16 protein-coding genes are annotated in these 14666 nt (G+C 35.6%); 11 read left to right on the top strand and 5 right to left on the bottom strand.

Going from position 1 to position 14666, the window contains the following annotated elements:
- Positions 1 to 11 precede the first annotated feature (11 nt).
- On the top strand, positions 12 to 881 hold the full coding sequence (locus KBP46_RS02615; RefSeq protein WP_216444537.1) for a DMT family transporter: 870 nt from the start codon (positions 12 to 14) through the stop codon (positions 879 to 881).
- A gap of 78 nt (positions 882 to 959) precedes the next feature.
- On the opposite strand, the gene KBP46_RS02610 is transcribed toward KBP46_RS02615, so the two are convergent.
- Positions 960 to 1742 (bottom strand): YdcF family protein, encoded by a 783-nt coding sequence (locus KBP46_RS02610; RefSeq protein ID WP_216444536.1) that lies wholly within the window; start codon positions 1740 to 1742, stop codon positions 960 to 962.
- Positions 1743 to 2387: 645 nt separating this feature from the next.
- On the opposite strand from KBP46_RS02610, the gene KBP46_RS02605 reads away from it, so the two are divergent.
- The 7 genes from KBP46_RS02605 to KBP46_RS02575 all read left to right on the top strand — a co-directional run bounded on the left by KBP46_RS02605 (position 2388) and on the right by KBP46_RS02575 (position 8699).
- Positions 2388 to 3149 (top strand): O-methyltransferase, encoded by a 762-nt coding sequence (locus KBP46_RS02605; RefSeq protein ID WP_216444535.1) that lies wholly within the window; start codon positions 2388 to 2390, stop codon positions 3147 to 3149.
- A gap of 418 nt (positions 3150 to 3567) precedes the next feature.
- Positions 3568 to 5682 (top strand): carboxy terminal-processing peptidase, encoded by a 2115-nt coding sequence (locus KBP46_RS02600; RefSeq protein WP_216444534.1) that lies wholly within the window; start codon positions 3568 to 3570, stop codon positions 5680 to 5682.
- Between the two features lie 150 nt (positions 5683 to 5832).
- A complete protein-coding gene (locus KBP46_RS02595) occupies positions 5833 to 6159 on the top strand; it encodes a helix-turn-helix transcriptional regulator (RefSeq protein WP_062669351.1) in 327 nt (108 codons plus the stop codon).
- Between the two features lie 192 nt (positions 6160 to 6351).
- Positions 6352 to 6825, top strand: a complete 474-nt coding sequence (locus KBP46_RS02590) for an SRPBCC domain-containing protein (RefSeq protein WP_120231208.1) — start codon at positions 6352 to 6354, stop codon at positions 6823 to 6825.
- Positions 6826 to 7020: 195 nt separating this feature from the next.
- On the top strand, positions 7021 to 7599 hold the full coding sequence (locus KBP46_RS02585) for a YdeI family protein (protein ID WP_216444533.1): 579 nt from the start codon (positions 7021 to 7023) through the stop codon (positions 7597 to 7599).
- An 18-nt stretch (positions 7600 to 7617) separates the two neighbouring features.
- The gene (locus tag KBP46_RS02580) at positions 7618 to 8016 is read left to right on the top strand and encodes a DoxX family protein (RefSeq protein WP_062669345.1); all 399 of its coding nucleotides are present in this window, start codon (positions 7618 to 7620) and stop codon (positions 8014 to 8016) included.
- 128 nt (positions 8017 to 8144) lie between these two features.
- Complete coding sequence (locus KBP46_RS02575; RefSeq protein WP_216444532.1) at positions 8145 to 8699, top strand: DUF4256 domain-containing protein; 555 nt, start codon at positions 8145 to 8147, stop codon at positions 8697 to 8699.
- 10 nt (positions 8700 to 8709) lie between these two features.
- On the opposite strand, the gene KBP46_RS02570 is transcribed toward KBP46_RS02575, so the two are convergent.
- Together KBP46_RS02570 and KBP46_RS02565 are read right to left on the bottom strand one after the other, a co-directional pair.
- Positions 8710 to 8919: a hypothetical protein gene (locus tag KBP46_RS02570; RefSeq protein ID WP_216444531.1), complete on the bottom strand. Its 210-nt coding sequence runs from the start codon at positions 8917 to 8919 to the stop codon at positions 8710 to 8712.
- Complete coding sequence (locus tag KBP46_RS02565) at positions 8916 to 9671, bottom strand: hypothetical protein (RefSeq protein WP_216444530.1); 756 nt, start codon at positions 9669 to 9671, stop codon at positions 8916 to 8918. Before KBP46_RS02565 ends, KBP46_RS02570 begins: the two co-directional genes overlap by 4 nt.
- A gap of 311 nt (positions 9672 to 9982) precedes the next feature.
- Here KBP46_RS02565 and KBP46_RS02560 point away from each other — a divergent pair, with 311 nt between their 5' ends.
- Positions 9983 to 10486, top strand: coding sequence for a hypothetical protein (locus tag KBP46_RS02560; protein ID WP_216444529.1), 504 nt, complete (start codon positions 9983 to 9985; stop codon positions 10484 to 10486).
- A 48-nt stretch (positions 10487 to 10534) separates the two neighbouring features.
- On the opposite strand, the gene KBP46_RS02555 is transcribed toward KBP46_RS02560, so the two are convergent.
- Complete coding sequence (locus KBP46_RS02555) at positions 10535 to 11563, bottom strand: low specificity L-threonine aldolase (protein ID WP_216444528.1); 1029 nt, start codon at positions 11561 to 11563, stop codon at positions 10535 to 10537.
- Positions 11564 to 11648: 85 nt separating this feature from the next.
- On the opposite strand from KBP46_RS02555, the gene KBP46_RS02550 reads away from it, so the two are divergent.
- A complete protein-coding gene (locus tag KBP46_RS02550) occupies positions 11649 to 12302 on the top strand; it encodes a metal-dependent transcriptional regulator (protein ID WP_062674841.1) in 654 nt (217 codons plus the stop codon).
- Between the two features lie 362 nt (positions 12303 to 12664).
- Positions 12665 to 13393, top strand: a complete 729-nt coding sequence (gene blaIND, locus KBP46_RS02545; RefSeq protein WP_062674843.1) for an IND family subclass B1 metallo-beta-lactamase — start codon at positions 12665 to 12667, stop codon at positions 13391 to 13393.
- Positions 13394 to 13445: 52 nt separating this feature from the next.
- Here blaIND and KBP46_RS02540 read toward each other — a convergent pair whose 3' ends face one another.
- Entirely contained in the window at positions 13446 to 14621 is a 1176-nt protein-coding gene (locus tag KBP46_RS02540) for an aminotransferase class V-fold PLP-dependent enzyme (protein WP_253297165.1), read from the bottom strand.
- Positions 14622 to 14666: the final 45 nt, after the last annotated feature.

Here is a 14666-nt window from a genome sequence, read left to right as displayed (position 1 = left end):
TTCATTCTCAAATGAAAAAATCATATTTATTATTACATCTGGCCGTAATTTTGGCCGGATTTACAGGTGTATTCGGGAAATTGATCACTCTTAACGAAGGTTTACTGGTCTGGTACAGACTCCTCTTCTCCTCTATTATTTTGTTCTTTATTGTAAAGCTCTTGAAAATTCCAACGAATATTCCTTTCCGGGGAAAAATTCAGATTTCAAAAGCCGGCTTACTGCTTACGCTCCATTGGCTTCTTTTCTATGCCAGTATAAAATATGCCAATATATCCATTGGTGTGGTGTGCTACTGCCTGACAAGTTTTTTCACAGCTGTATTCAAACCTGTTCTTGATAGGGAGAAATTCAAGCTTTCAGAATTACTTCTCAGTACGTTAACGATTGTAGGAATCAGTTTAATATTTCACTTTGATACTTCCTATCAGCTTGGGATTATATTAGGCGTCTTTTCATCGGCATTCGGGGCTTTGTATACGATTTATAACAAACGTCTGGTGAGTCATTTTGATACCAAAATTATCAACTATTATCAGATGATTGCCGGTACTTTATGCTGGGGAGCGTTTTTGCCCGTATATCTCCTCTATTTTCAGTCAGATAGCATAGTTCCTGACTTAAAAAACACGGCTTATTTGGGCGTTTTATCACTTTTTTGTACCGTTGGCTTATATGTGATGTTTGCAGAGGTTTTGAAGAAAATTCCGGCATTTACCGTTAACTTAACATACAATCTGGAGCCTGTGTATGCTATTATTATGGCGTTCTTATTTTTCGGAGAAAGCAAAGAAGTGAATCTTTCGTTTTATATAGGATTGGTCTTTATTATTGCTTCTGTGGTTTTGCAGACGGCAATTTCTATTAAGAAAACAAAATAAAAATCAAAGCTTTTTAAACCAAAACCGGACACCTAAGTTAGTTTAAGTGTCCGGTTTTTATATCATAGTTTTAAATAACTATCCATTCAATCCCAGGCTGTTATACAGCTGCACCTGCCATATTCCCAACACTTCTTTGAGCATCACAAAAGTAAATGCCGCATTATAGCTGTTAGGAAATACAGTAATTTCAGTATCTATAAAATCTGAGGCTTGTGGAACCGGGTTTAATCCAAATGTCTGAAACAAAGCCATAGACCTTTTCATATGAAACCCGGAAGTAACCAGGTATACATCAGAAGGAGCCATCTGCTGTAAGATCTTGCTGGAATATTTTGCATTTTCATATGTGTTCATGCTTTTATCTTCTTTTATGATATCAGCATCTGATATTCCCATCTTTTTAAAATTTTCACTGAATAATTCTGCTTCACTTTTGTGTCCTCTTCCCTTTCCGGAAATCAGTATTTTACAAGGCAGATTATTGGTCTTGTATTCATGATACAACTGATAAGCCGTTACCATTCTGGAATAAGACATGGTATGCAGCTTTTCTGTGTGTTCAAAATCTACAATTCCACCTCCCAATACAACAATAACAGGGTTTTGAGGAGGTTTATTTTTAGTCACAATTGTACCCACATAATTTTTCTGCAGATATCCGGAAGTCAGTTTTCCCAGAAAGCCATTTCCTATGAAAATGATCATTAAAACGGCAAAAAAGCCAACTCCTATTCTCAGATTTTTGCGTTTGTTTTTTCTTTTGAGCAGAGCAATGATGACTACCGCAAGAAATACTAAGAAATAAGGTTCTGTAAAAAGCTGAACAACACGGAATAAAAGGTCTAATAAAAATTTCATTTTCGAATACTATTGATTAATGCCGGAAGGCATAGAAACCTCAAAGATAAGGCAATTTCCTGAGTATCATTTTCCACAGCATTAGACTATTAAAAATGATCAGAATAATTTCGTCTCATTTTTCTTTCTGTTTATCCAATTATTTTATACATTTGCAAACAACACACTTTTTAGTGTGTTAACGAAAACCAAATACCTACCCAGTGAAAAAGCAGAATAGTATCGCCATTTTTATGACCGTACTCCATATATTTTTGGACAGACATTTTTGTAAAGAAAAAAACAAAAACTCTTCCCAAAGTATAAAGAAATGATTTCTCCTTTAAACAGCTGAAATCAAAGAATATGATCTTTTGCGAATCAAACAGATCCCGCAGATTATTGTATAAACATCTGCCTAATCACCAAAATCTGCTAACGAAGCTCCCAGCACGTTTAGTAATCATCCTTGGTTTTTTAAATCAAAGAAAATCAATGCTTTAAAACTTAACATTCACGTCAAAACAAGATCTTTCACTGATTGATTACCGGACTCTTTTTATTAAAAAATCTTAAACAGATTTACTCTCAAAATTAATATTGCCTCAATGCAATATGGTTTTTAATAAGATACATTTGTCTTGTAACTTTAATACAATCAATGAAATGTCAACAGTTCTCAAAACATTTGTAGCTTATCTTAAAAGACCTGCTCTTTATCCTGAACTGGGCAGAAAAATCATTAAAAATACGGTAAGCAGAAGAAGCCCGTTCAAGGGAAAAGCAAAAACAAATTCCTGGGCTGCCTCCATAGCAGTTTCCCAAAAAGAAGCGGTTTCCCGACTTTTCTCTATGAATACCGATCACTTCAGATCTACCTTTGCTGATATTCTGGAAAAAGCCAGTTTAAAAGAACAAGAATGTCCTATTACCATGGGTGGACCTGGTGCTCTGGAGCTTATTTATTACGCCTGTGAATTTACCAAAGCACAAAACGTTCTGGAAACAGGTGTGGCGTATGGATGGTCTTCTTTGGCCATATTGCTTTCCCTTCAACAAAGAAATGGTACACTCTACAGCTCAGATATGCCTTATCTTGCTCAGGATGGTGATCAATATGTAGGATATGTTGTTCCTGAAAACCTTAAAAAGTATTGGCAGTTATTCCGTTTTGCAGACAGAGAATCATTACCTAAAATTTTTAAAAAGGTTTCTTCTTTTGATGTTTTCCACTATGATTCTGACAAAAGTTACCACGGAAGAATGTGGGCTTACCATCAGATTTATAAAAGATTGAAGCCTGGCGCAGTCTTTATTAGCGATGATATTGGTGACAATTCCGCTTATCAGGATTTTTGTATCAAAAAAAACATAGAAACGACTGTAGTAGAATACAATGGAAAGTATATCGGTATTTTTATAAAATAAACAATCTAAAAATCTCCCGCAGATCACGCAGATATCGCATATTGCAGAAATAGTTGAAGGAGGTAAAGGTGCATTTCTTACAAGAAAAAGGAAATACAGATCTCATTTAATTCTATAATAGTTTAAATAATCAGCCTCATGTTCTTACACGAGACTAATTATTTAATATTTCTTCAGATAAATTATATAAATAATAGCTATACAATATTTTAAGAAGTCTAATCACCGAAACCTTAAACTTATCTTAAAATCCCACTCTACAACTCCTTATTACCAATATTTTTCATACATTCACATGATTTTATAAAAGTATATTGAAAACTCTTATTTGCTACTATTTTCAATCATCAAATTGGAAAATACATCAATTAATAGCAATAAAAAAGCATAGTTTTCAATTAAAAGCACAATCATAGATATGTTGAAAAATTTTAGATCCGTTCGTTTATTACTTCTTCTTCCGCTTACATTTTTCGTGTTCGGTTTTCGTCCTCCTCTCAATGAAGAAGAAAAGATGCAGATCATCATGGTCAATACAAAGAATATTTTGTCTTATCTGCATTACAGCCCCAAACCTATTAATGATGCGTATTCAAAAGAAGTGTATAAACAGTATTTTGAATCTATAGATCCTACAAAAACCTATTTCCTGCAATCTGATATGGATGAGTTTCGTAAATATGAAACCAAACTGGATGATTATCTGAACACTGGAGATTTGACTTTTTATAAACTGACAGTCGATAAATTGTATCAAAGGATTGATGAAATTGATAAAATGACGAAGGATATCTTCAGTAAACCCATCAATCTGGAAGAAGATGAAATACTGACTTTGGAACCTAAACTGAAAAATGCACCTGTCAATAATCAGCAGCAGTACAATGAATGGAGGAAATATGTGAAATACAATATTCTGCAGGAGATAGAATCCATGAACAGGAAAAGCGAAGAAAAGAAGAAGGAAGATTCTAACAATAAAGAAAACACCAGTAAGCCTGAAGTGCTGAGCCAGGATGAAAAGATAAAAAAAGCGACAGAAAATGTGAAAGATCTTCTGGAAGAAAAATTTATCAGATTCAGGAAAAGGCAAAAAATGGATTGGTTTACTGTATATATCAATGCGTATACTCATATTTTCGATCCTCATACCAATTATTATTCACCGCAGGGAAAGAAAGATTTTGATATGGACTTCAAAGGAAAGATCATCGGGATAGGCGCCGTAATTCAGGAGAAGAAAGGAAACCTCTATATCGGTACATTATCCATTGGAGCTCCGGCATGGAAGACCAAACAGCTGACTGAGGGTGATAAGATCTTAAAAATAAAATCTACTCCCGATACTGATCCTGTAAACGTTGTGGATATGCTTTCCAGCGAAGCCATTAAATTAATCAGAGGTGAAAAAGGAACGCCAATCACTTTAACCGTACAGAAAAAGGACGGAACGATTCAGGATGTGACCATTATCCGTGAAGAAATATCGATTGAAGATACTTTCGCTAAAAGTATTATCATCAATGCATCCGATAAAAAATACGGGCTTATTAATCTACCTAAGTTCAATGCGGATTTTGAAGATAAAGACGGCAGAAATGCTTCTGATGATATTAAAAAAGAAATCATCAAACTTAAAGAACAAAATATCCAGGGAATTGTTTTGGATCTTAGAGGGAACTCTGGCGGTTCTTTAACGGAAGTTGGTGATATTATGGGACTTTTCATGGATGCAGGCCCTTATGTACAGGTGAAGGACGGAAATGGAAAGATTACCACATTAAAAAATAAAAATGAAGTTCCCATCTGGAACGGCCCACTGGTGATTCTTCAGAATGAATTGTCTGCTTCCGCAGCAGAAATTTTAGCCGGTGTGATGCAGGATTACGGAAGAGCAGTTATCATGGGTTCTCCTGTTTCGTATGGAAAAGGAACGGTACAGGTATTTGTAGATTTGAACAGGTTTTTAAATACGGAGGAAGATTTTGGTTCCATAAAACTAACCATTCAGAAATATTACAGAATCACCGGAGAGTCTACCCAGAGAAAAGGTGTAAGCTCAGATATCCAGATGAAAGATATCTTTTCTTATGCAGACATCGGTGAAAAATATGATGACTATGCATTAGCCTGGGATAAAATACAGGGGACTAGCTTCAATAAACAAAACTTTCTTAATATTCAGGCTTTGCAGAAAGTAAGTGCAGAGAGAATTGCTAAAAACGATAATTATAAGCTATTACTTGAATACGCTCAATGGAAAGAAAATCTGGGTAAGGAAAAAACAGTGCCTTTGAGCATACAAAAATACAGCGATCTGATGAAGCAGAGAAAAACTCAGGATGATAAGTTCAAAGTATTAAAAACATTAGAAAGTGGTCTTACATTTACCATGTATCCAAAAGATATTGAAAGAGAGAAAAATGACGCCGCATTCAAAAATAAATCGGAGGTATGGATTAAAAATCTGCAAAAAGACCTCTACCTGCAGGAAGCCATAAATATCGTTGAAGATCTGGAAGTAAGATCTTAAGCATACTTCCCTATTCTCCTATAAAAATTCAAAGCTCAACAATGTATTACCTTATATTGTTGAGCTTTTTTCATTATAATCAAAAATTTATTACAAAATATTTGCGTAGCTAAATAACTACACATATATTTGTAGTCAAATAACTACACGATGAATTTAAGAAGAGATGTATTTCAGGCGATAGCAGATCCTACAAGACGATCTATACTGATGTTAGTAGCGACACACTCGATGACAGCAGGAGCCATTGCCTCGAATTTTGATACGGCAAGACCCACTGTTTCAAAACATCTCCAGATCCTTACAGAATGTGAACTGCTGCGATCTGAACAAAACGGCAGAGAAATTATCTATCACCTAAATCCCAATAAAATGAAAGAAATAGCCGATTTTATAGAACCCTTCCGCAACATGTGGGACGAGAAATTCAACAAGTTGGAAAGTGTGATGAAAGCGTATCAGAATAAAGAAGCGTGATGCGAGGTGCGAGATACGTGTTTCGGGGTACAAAGTTTCAAGATTGATTGGATAAATGAATTGCAATTTAAAATACCTCGAACCTCGTAACACAAAAACCCGGATCTCGCATCCCGAACCCTTGAACTCTCCTATTCTAATGCAAAATAACCCGGATCTCACATCCCGAAACTCAAAAACCAAACCCAAAATATGGAACTTAAAACAAAAATCCAGGCAGAAGACGGCAAACAGGAAATCTTCATCATCAGAGAATTTGACCTTCCCGTAGAACTTCTTTTCAAGGCGTATACAGAAGCTGAATTGTTCGAACAATGGATGGGAACGAAAGTAACCCATTTCGAAAACAAACAACATGGAAGTTACCGCTTTGAAACATCAAACCCTCAGGGCGATGTGGTTTTCAGTGCCAATGGAACTATTCATGACATTGTTCAGAATGAAAAAATTATAAGAACTTTCCAGATGGAAAACACCCCATTTCCGGTTCAGATGGAATTTTTAGAATTTGAAAAGTTAACGGACACCACCAGCAAAATCACGATCCAAACCATTTATAAATCTGTAGACTTTAGAGACCAGCACCTGAAAATGCCTTTTGCACAGGGTATTAATATGGCGCATAATCGTTTGCAGGAATTGTTGGGTGGTGAGAGGAAGAGATAATAGACGATATGGGATACGGGGTGCGAGGTTTATAAACTACCCTGAATAACTCGAATCCCGAAACCCGAAACTCTCCCACTCTAATACCCTCAAACCTGAATAACTCAAATCACACCCCAAAATAACCCTAATCCCACATCCCGTAACCCAAAACTCTCCCACTCTAAAACCCTCAAACACATAAACCCAGAACTCATGAATCCAAAAGTTAATTTTTTCTTCGAAAATGCCGGACAATGGCAGGAAGAATTTGAAAAATTAAGAGCTATTGCCCTTAGTACTGAGCTTGTAGAAGATTTAAAATGGGGCTGTCCCTGTTATACCTATGAAGGGAAAAATATTTTCCTGATCCATGGTTTTAAAGAATATTGTGCGCTTCTCTTCTTTAAAGGAGCTTTGATGAAAGATCCTGATCATATTTTGATTCAGCAGTCTAAAAATGTACAGGCCGCAAGGCAGATTCGTTTTACCGAAGTAGCACAAATTAATGATTTGGAGGAAGTTCTTCGCTCTTATATGTTTCAAGCCGTTGAAATAGAAGAATCAGGTGCTAAAGTAGAAATGAAGAAAACAAAAGAGTTTGAAATGGCTGAAGAATTTCAGGAGAAGCTGGATCAAGATCCTGCATTACAGGAAGCTTTTAAAGCATTAACTCCCGGAAGACAAAGAGCTTATCTCCTCCACTTCTCCTCTGCAAAACAATCTAAAACCCGTGAAGCCCGCATTGAAAAATGCATCCCACAAATCATGGACGAAATAGGATTAAACGACTAATTATATAAAAAAACAATCATGAACACACCACAACCCTCACAAAAAAGAACAAAAATCATCTATTGGATATTCACCCTTTGGATGGCTTTGGGAATGGTTTCAACAGCCATTGTCCAACTGATGAAAAACAAAGATGAACTGGCCAATTTTACTAATCTCGGCTATCCTTCTTATCTGATGACCATCATCGGAGTCTGGAAAATTCTGGGCGTTATGGCCATCTTAATTCCTAAGCGACTAATACTCAAAGAATGGGCTTACGCAGGATTTTTCTTTGTCATGTCAGGCGCTGTAATTTCCCATCTTATCGTTGGTGATACGGCCGGCAGAACTTTTCCTGCGGTATTATTATTGGTACTGGTCATTATTTCCTGGTATTTCAGACCTGCAGAAAGAAAAATTACGATTACTGATTAATAATTTTAGAGATTCAGAAATTTTATCACAGGTAAAATCCTTGCGTCTTTAAACAAACCATTATTAATAAAATTTGCGTCTTCGCGATTTCCAACAACACCAATCAACATAACAAAATAAAATTTGACATGAAAAAGAAACTAACCCAGGAACAAATCAACGAGCTTTTGAAAACACTAAAAGCCCGTTTTGAAAAAAATATGAACCGTCATAAAGATCTGAAATGGGGAAAAATCCAACAAAAACTGGAAGCCCATCCCGAAAAGGTCCGTTCTTTATACGAAATGGAAACTACAGAAGGTGAACCCGACGTGGTAGATTATAATAAAAAAACAGATGAATATTCTTTCGTTGACTGTTCTCCGGAAAGCCCCAAACGCCGAAGCTTATGCTATGATTATCCTGCCTGGGATGCCAGAAAAGCCAACAAACCGGAAAGCAATGTCATTGATACCGCTTCTGAAATGGGCATTGAACTTTTGACAGAGGAAGAATATCGTCAACTTCAGGAATTGGGAAAATTTGACCAAAAGACTTCAAGCTGGATCAAAACACCACCACAGATCCGTGAACTTGGAGGTGCTATTTTCTGTGACAGACGGTACAATACTGTATTTACTTATCACAACGGTGCAGATTCTTATTATGCCGCAAGAGGATTTCGAGGTTTATTAAAAGTATAAAGGAGAATTCTTAGCTGGGATCTCTCAACCAGGGAGATTCCACACTCCAGAAAATAATATTAACGCCAAGATAGTTTTCAGCATATTCTGTAAATTCTTCTTTGGTAAAAGGTTTTTTCGTTTTCGGGTTTTTATACGTCAGCGTCGGCTCCTGAACGGCCATGGCTACAAGAGAAAGCTTTCCTTTATACTGATTAAAAAAAGGATAAGAGTTTTTCATTTGTGCTTTTTTATCAGGAACAATATCTGGTCCACCCAATCCGATATTATTTTTATACGCAAAATCGAACAGTCTGGACATATATTGGTGATCATTTTCCCATTCACACGGAAAGAAATTAACATATTGCAATACGTAAGACTGATGGAAAGCAGTTCTTGCAAATTGTAAATTTTCCAATTCAGCCTGAAAATAACGGTCGCAGCTAAATCCTGTTTTATCTTTTTCATATCAATATCTATCGCTGTTTCCGGAAGATTAATCCCCTGTATTTTTCCGTCAAATTGCTTTGCCAGCTCACCTATCAGCTTCTGAAATCTCATTCGAACCGCTGGATTCCATTGCTGGGTAGCCCAACCGTTTCCAACTGGTTTATTTTCACCCGGATTATCATACTGAGGAATCAATCCTCCTGTATACTCTTTATCTTTCAACACATACTCTGGAATATATTTTGCCTGTGGTTCAAAAAATCTGTCCTGAAGCTGGATAAATAGCTTTTTGTTAAGACTTGTCAGATAATTCAGATCTTTCTCAATAACAGAAAAATCATATACATCTTTTGATGTTTCCAAAGCTTTCCAGTTATAGACAATCTGTACTCCGCCGATATCTTTACGGGTAATCAGTTTTTCAATTCCATGCAGATCTCCCGAGGAGGTATAAATATAATTCTGAGGAGTCTGTCCCCCGACAAAACATACACCTAAAATAAATAATCCTAAGCCCAGCACTTTAGCACTCTTTTTCATTACAATCACTTTTAAAGAGTAAATCATTTTTCATGCCTAAAAACATCAGACATTTTTAGGAGCATTAAAATAGTATTTCATGATGAGCAATGTTTTTAAACATTTTTGTGCACTTAGATAAAGCATAATTAACATGCCGTAAGTATTAGTAATTTCAATGTATTTTTTTAATTAATATTTTTCCTTAAAATCCATTTTATGAAATATTAATTTTCACCAAAAAATCATTATCTCTTCATATCCTATTTTTAATATACAAATACTATTATTATTTTAGCAGAATAGAAATTTGATTTTTAACAATTAAGGATATGAAAAAATTAATCTTATTGGGCGCTGTATCAGCTTTTTTAATCAATTGTAATAAGAAAACTGAAGCTCCGGCTCCCAAAGTAGAAGCAGATACCATTGCTGTGGAAGAACCTGTAATAGATACTCTTGGACCAAAATCGTTCTGTTATATCGGGACAACAGGGAAAGACAGTGTTTTTGCTTCTATTGATGACAATTTAGGAACAATCACCGGAAAATTATCTTATAAAAACAGTGAAAAAGACAGTTCAAAAGGAGATCTAACGGGTTTCAAATCCGGAGATACCCTGAAACTAACTTATGAATTCAGCTCTGAAGGTAAAAAGAGTAAAAGAGACATCTACTTCCTTCAAAAGGATAATGTTTTGACGGAAGGTATTGGTGATCATAAAGAAGAAGACGGACAATCTAAATATGCTGATGAGAAAAAGATAAGTTATAAAGACGGACAGAAGCTAACACCTGCAGACTGTAAAATAGTCAACGAAGCTTTGAAAAAATAATCCATTATAAAAACAAAAACAGCCTTGGAAAAAGGCTGTTTTTTTATGCTAATTCTGTTCAATAATTTCAATAAAACGGTTCACAGCTTCATCTTCTGTGCTCCATGAAGTAATAAGACGAATGGCTGAAAAATTTTCATCTACTTTCTTCCAGACATAGAATTCAAATTTTTCAGATAATACCTCTATAAGTTGGTTACTGAGAATAGGAAAAATCTGGTTGGTATAGGTATCGGAAAGAAAAGCCGTTCCTTTTTCCTGCAACGCTTTTTTAATTTTCATCGCCTGCTGATTGGCATGTTGTGCCAGCTCAAAATACAGATTGTCTTTCATGAGTTCCATAAATTGAATTCCCAACAGTCTTCCTTTTGCCAATAACGCTCCTTTTTGTTTGATATTAAAAGCAAAATCTTCCTGTAGCACAGGATTATTTATCACAATTGCCTCTCCTATCAAAGCTCCATTTTTAGTTCCTCCAAGATAGAAAATATCGGTAAGAGCAGCTACTTTTTCCAGGGTAAGATCACTGATTTCTGCTGTCAGTCCATGACCAAGCCTTGCCCCATCCATAAACAGGTATAATTTATTTTCCTTACAAAATGCAGAAAGTTCTTCCAGTTCTTTTGCCTGATAGATTGTTCCCAGCTCTGTAGAATTGGAAATATAAACCAGTTTAGGCATCACCTGATGTGGCACATTACTGTGTCCTTCTAAAATTGGAACAATATCTGAAGGTCTTATTTTTCCATCTGCCGTTTCAATGCTAAGTACTTTATGACCTGTAGCTTCAATAGCTCCTGTTTCATTATTCAGAATATGCCCGGGAGCAGCAGATATTACACACTGATAAGGTTTTAGAATTGCAGAAATAACAATTAAGTTAGCCTGCGTTCCTCCAGAAACTAAAAAAACTTCCGAATCTGGATTGCTGATTTTTTTTTTAATTAATGCTTTCGCTTTTAATGAATACTCATCTTCTCCATAGCCAGCCTGCTGTACAAGATTATACTGCGAAAGGGCCTGTAAAATATTAGGATGGCAGCCTTCAGAATAATCGTTTTTGAATGAAAATTTCATAGAGTAAAAGTAAAAAAAGTTAAAATAACAAGAGTCAACTTTTCATTTTATTTTGTTAGATTTGTACTGAAAATCATCTAACATTTTGAAAACAACCCTAACAGAGGAGAATTACCTGAAAGCTTTGTTTCATTTAGTTGACAATGAAGGAAAGGTTACGATTAATGAGCTCAGCAAATTTTTAAATGTAAAAATGCCGAGTGTCAATAATATGATGAAGAAATTTGCGGAAAAAAAGTGGGTCATTTATGAAACCTACAAACCCTTAATCGTTACAGAAAGTGGAAGACGTGAAGCTGCCCTGGTGGTTCGTAAACACCGGCTTACCGAAATGTTCCTGGTTAAGAAAATGAATTTCGGCTGGGAAAACGTTCATGAGATAGCAGAACAGCTTGAGCATGTGCATTCTCAAATCTTCTTTGATAAAATGGACGAAATTCTGGATCATCCTAAATTCGATCCTCATGGAGAACCTATTCCTGATAAAGATGGTAATATTATCGCTCAGGATTTACAAAAATTAAGCAGTTGTGAACCAGGAGAAAATGTAACTTTTGCTTCTGTTACCCTTTCTGATGATGCTTTTCTGACATATCTGAACGACAGAAAATTGCTGCTCGATACAAAAGTGAAAATTGTAAAAATAGAAAGTTTTGATAAATCCATGACGATAGAAATTGAGGGCAAAACAGAAATTCTAAGCAAAAAAGCTACTGAGAAAATACTTGTTAAGAAATAAACCATTACCCCTGAAAAAATAAACTGAACAGATCTTCATTAAAAAAATTAGGCTTTTAAAAATTTAAACGATTAAGAAATTTAAGTAGAAAAGTATAGTTAAGACGTATCATTCTGATTTTAAGCTTACAGCGAAACTTTACTTAATGTTCTATCCCAAATAAACCTAACAGGTTTTAAAAACCTGTTAGGTTTGATATTCATATAAATCTACTTTTACTCTATTCCTCAAACTGTTAAAAAACGGTTAAACTCTCCTTTCCTAAATACCCGAAAATTTATTTTTACCTAGGTTTGCAAAACTTTCTATAGACTTTGTCTTTCCGACAAATACCCAACCTTTAATTATTACTTAAAAAAATTATGAAAAAAAGCATTCCGTTTTTTATTATTTCGATGTTATTCAGTCCATTGGCAACGGCTCAAACCACTCAGGTAAGAGATTTTGTCATTGAACCACAGATTCAGCCCAATTTTTATATTTATAAAACTTTCGGAGTATTCGGAGGAAAAGAATATTCTACCAATGCTGTTTATCTGGTGACCAAAAAAGGGGTTGTCTTATTCGATGTCCCTTGGCAGAAAACACAGTATCAAAGTCTTTTGGATACTATTCAGAAAAGACATAACCTTCCTGTTATTGCGGTATTTGCAACTCATTCGCATGAAGACAGAGCCGGAGATTTAAGCTTTTATAATAAGAAAGGCATCAAAACCTACGCTACAGCTAAAACCAATGAGCTTTTGAAGAAGGATGGAAAAGCAACTTCTACTGAACTTATTAAAACAGGAAAACCTTACCGCATTGGTGGAGAAGAATTTATAGTAGACTTTCTTGGGGAAGGACATACTGCCGATAATGTAGTGGTATGGTTTCCCAAATATAAAATACTGGACGGAGGATGTCTTGTCAAGAGCAAAGCAGCTGTTGATCTTGGGTATACGGGAGAAGCCAATGTTGCCCAATGGCCTCAAACCATGACAAAACTGAAAAACAAATACTCACAGGCAACTTTGATTATCCCCGGACACGATGAATGGAAAGGAGGCGGACACGTAGAACATACACTTGATCTTCTGAATAAAAAATAAATTTGAAGCGCCCTGGCGAATGCCAGGGCGCTTCGATTTTTAAACCATCATATTAATGATTACTATTTTCTAAAAGTTGTGATACTTTTTCAATTTCTTCCATGGTATTGAAGTAATGAGGGGATAATCTGATCGCATGGTCTATATTTTTAAACGTAAAATCAATTAATGCATCCTGTCTGCGGTTTTCCTTAAAAAACACATTATGATCACTCAAAGCTTTATGAATCTTTTCAACCTTTCCATCTGCCTGGCAAAAAGTCACAATACTACTTAATCTGTTCCCTTTATCCAGAACTCTGAAACCATTATTCTGCAGATTAATTCTTAAAGTATCGGTCAATTTCCGGTTGTAATTTTCAATTTGATCCATTCCTATTGCATTGGCATAACGTAAAGCCTCTGCAAATCCAGCTAAAGCAGCATAAGGTCTTTCAAAAAGTTCAAATCTTTTAGCAGTGTCATGGAGCTGAAAATCATCAAATGCTGTCCATTGAGCACCAAAACTATCTAAAAACAGAGGATACATTTTCTGGTTCAATATTTTATCCGAAACATATAAAAATCCGGTTCCTCTGGGTCCGCGCATGAACTTTCTTCCGGTTGCCGTCAGAAAATCACAATGGATTTTTTCTACATCCACCACGATCTGCCCTACAGACTGGCAGGCGTCCACAAGATACAGGACATCATACTGTTTACACAACTTCCCCACTCCTTCCACATTCTGAATTAAACCGGAATTGGTAGGAATATGAGTAACCGCAATTAATTTGGGATTATGCTTTTTGATCAGATTTTCAAAATCTTCAAGATCCAATTCATGGTCAGGAAGATTGGCCACTCTGATGATTTCAATACAATATCTTTTCCGCAAAGAAATAAAAGCAATCTGATTGGATATATAATCATCATTGGTGGTAATAATACAGTCGCCTTCTTTAAAATCAATACTGGACAAAGCTTTTGCATATCCATCTGTAGAACTGCTTACAAATGCTATATTGGAAGGTTTTGTATTAATCAATTTTGCAGTCTCTTCGTAAAACTGATTGATGATACCCGGGTTTCGTACCGCTGCTGCATACCCTCCCGATTCCTGTTCCTCATATAAAAACTTAATGGTAGTCTCCACAACAGATTTAGGCATTAATGAAGCCCCTGCACTGTTTAAAAATATCTTATCCGAACATCCCGGAGTATCCTGTCTTATAACCTGTAAATTCATTTTTATCAATCCTTACAACAAATTTAATTTTAATTTTTTCTAAAT

The organism is Chryseobacterium sp. PCH239, assembly GCF_018924625.1.
Taxonomy (GTDB): domain Bacteria; phylum Bacteroidota; class Bacteroidia; order Flavobacteriales; family Weeksellaceae; genus Chryseobacterium; species Chryseobacterium cucumeris.
This window is presented reverse-complemented; position numbering and strand designations above follow the sequence as displayed.

What these genes read in the sequence shown, in the direction of transcription:
- KBP46_RS02615 (WP_216444537.1), top strand. Translation starts at nt 12, where the DNA reads ATGAAAAAATCATATTTATTATTACATCTGGCCGTAATTTTGGCCGGA.
- KBP46_RS02610 (WP_216444536.1), bottom strand. Translation starts at nt 1,742, where the DNA reads ATGAAATTTTTATTAGACCTTTTATTCCGTGTTGTTCAGCTTTTTACA.
- KBP46_RS02605 (WP_216444535.1), top strand. Translation starts at nt 2,388, where the DNA reads ATGTCAACAGTTCTCAAAACATTTGTAGCTTATCTTAAAAGACCTGCT.
- KBP46_RS02600 (WP_216444534.1), top strand. Translation starts at nt 3,568, where the DNA reads ATGTTGAAAAATTTTAGATCCGTTCGTTTATTACTTCTTCTTCCGCTT.
- KBP46_RS02595 (WP_062669351.1), top strand. Translation starts at nt 5,833, where the DNA reads ATGAATTTAAGAAGAGATGTATTTCAGGCGATAGCAGATCCTACAAGA.
- KBP46_RS02590 (WP_120231208.1), top strand. Translation starts at nt 6,352, where the DNA reads ATGGAACTTAAAACAAAAATCCAGGCAGAAGACGGCAAACAGGAAATC.
- KBP46_RS02585 (WP_216444533.1), top strand. Translation starts at nt 7,021, where the DNA reads ATGAATCCAAAAGTTAATTTTTTCTTCGAAAATGCCGGACAATGGCAG.
- KBP46_RS02580 (WP_062669345.1), top strand. Translation starts at nt 7,618, where the DNA reads ATGAACACACCACAACCCTCACAAAAAAGAACAAAAATCATCTATTGG.
- KBP46_RS02575 (WP_216444532.1), top strand. Translation starts at nt 8,145, where the DNA reads ATGAAAAAGAAACTAACCCAGGAACAAATCAACGAGCTTTTGAAAACA.
- KBP46_RS02570 (WP_216444531.1), bottom strand. Translation starts at nt 8,919, where the DNA reads ATGAAAAACTCTTATCCTTTTTTTAATCAGTATAAAGGAAAGCTTTCT.
- KBP46_RS02565 (WP_216444530.1), bottom strand. Translation starts at nt 9,671, where the DNA reads ATGAAAAAGAGTGCTAAAGTGCTGGGCTTAGGATTATTTATTTTAGGT.
- KBP46_RS02560 (WP_216444529.1), top strand. Translation starts at nt 9,983, where the DNA reads ATGAAAAAATTAATCTTATTGGGCGCTGTATCAGCTTTTTTAATCAAT.
- KBP46_RS02555 (WP_216444528.1), bottom strand. Translation starts at nt 11,563, where the DNA reads ATGAAATTTTCATTCAAAAACGATTATTCTGAAGGCTGCCATCCTAAT.
- blaIND (WP_062674843.1), top strand. Translation starts at nt 12,665, where the DNA reads ATGAAAAAAAGCATTCCGTTTTTTATTATTTCGATGTTATTCAGTCCA.
- KBP46_RS02540 (WP_253297165.1), bottom strand. Translation starts at nt 14,621, where the DNA reads ATGAATTTACAGGTTATAAGACAGGATACTCCGGGATGTTCGGATAAG.